Source organism: Rhodoferax sp. RT5P35, assembly GCF_056521385.1.
Genome location: NZ_JBWMAX010000106.1, coordinates 1 through 1,489, shown reverse-complemented (window position 1 = coordinate 1,489; position 1,489 = coordinate 1). Strand labels below are relative to the sequence as shown.

Below are 1,489 nucleotides of genomic sequence, written 5' to 3'. Positions count from 1 at the left end.
ATCGCCTTTGGCCCGATAGATGAAGTCTTTCATGCCGAAGCGTCTCTCCGCTTTGGCGTTGGATGTCATGGGCTTGGGCACAAATGCGGTGATGCCGTGGTCTTCGCTGGCCTCAAGTTCCGTGCAGCGGAAGTAGCCTCGGTCGGCAAAGGCCTTGAACTGTTTCTTTCCCATGGCTTCACGGGCGGCCAGCGCATCTTGTGCAGTTGCGCCCGGTCGTTGCCAACGTTGGTGACTTCATGCGCCACGATCAGGTGGTGCTGGGCATCCAGGGCGGTCTGTACGTTGCAGCCCACCAAGCCGGAACCTTTGGCTTGCGACACCATGGAGCGGGCGTCGGGATTGGTGAGGGAGATTTGCTCGTCAGGCACATCCTTCTGCTTACGCCTCACGTCATCGAGCTACTGCATCTGCTCGCGCAAGACTTTGATCTTCTCTTGTAACCGTTCCGTCTTGGCCTCGACCTCGGCGGGCCGGGTGTCCTCATGCAGCTTCCTTGCGATTTCACGGGAGCTAAACACACCCGTGGCGTAGGCGTAGACCAGGACTTTGACCCTCATGGCCGGATGCAGGAGCTGGTTGCGTGAACCACCGGCGGCGTAACGTTCGTGGAAGGCACTTAGACCCAAGATGTCTACGGTGTCGCGGATGAAGTTGGCTAGGTGGCCCTGCGGGAGACAGTCTTGCAGGACTGGCAGTAGCCGTTGCTGTTGCTAGGGGTGGTGGGGAACTTAGCTGGTGCTCAGCAGGCTTCGTGCCAGGGTTCATCCTTGAGGCGGGTTTATGCCGCCAAGGCTCCTACACCTATTTACTTGACCCTGTCCTGCCGCTTGAGCTCAGTGGTGGCTTCGGATGACCCGTCCACCGGTGCACTGTTGCGCATCTCGCTGGCCTGCATAGCAGCAACCATGATCTTGGATTCACTGATATCAGCCAGTACTAGGTGCTGCCCTGGCGCACCGGTGACATCGTTCGCAGCGCTGGCGATAAGCTGAATCCAGCATAGGTAGCCCTCCATGTTTTCAACTTGTAGCTCGCACGTTTGCGGCGTGCCACTGTCCAGCAACTGCTTTCGCAGGCGATAGTACGTATCCTGGTGCTCTTTGGCGACAAAGCGGCTGATGCGCTTTCCCACCAGAGCAGCGCGTGTTAGGCCCAGCAGCGCCGCTACGGCCAGGTTGGCTTCTACCACTAGCCCGCTTTCGCACACCGTGCAGTAGCCCACCGGGGCTGCATCGTACAGCTCAAAGTAGCGAGACCGCGCGGCTTCTAATAACCGCTTGCTGCGCAGTAGCTCGTCGCATTGCAATTCCAGCTCGATCTGATGCACCCGCAACTCCTGTGTGGTGCGCCACATGTCCGCTGATATCATGTTTTTGGCTGATAGGGTGTGAAGCACAGCTTTGTCGCGAGCAATGGCCTCAGCTTGAAGACGCAGGGTTTGGTCAGATTTCTTCTTTTCCATGACGAGCCTCATTGGTAGCATTGG

1 protein-coding gene and 2 pseudogenes are annotated in these 1,489 nt (G+C 58.1%); all 3 read right to left on the bottom strand.

Annotated features, from left to right (window positions below; translation table 11 throughout):
* Nucleotides 1–479, bottom strand: a pseudogene (locus AC097L_RS24025) (transposase); the annotation flags it as partial.
* Nucleotides 480–698, bottom strand: a pseudogene (locus AC097L_RS24020) (transposase); the annotation flags it as partial.
* Between the two features lie 110 nt (nucleotides 699–808).
* The coding region (locus AC097L_RS24015; RefSeq protein WP_479589243.1) for a PAS domain S-box protein at nucleotides 809–1,489 on the bottom strand (681 nt) is incomplete at its 5' end.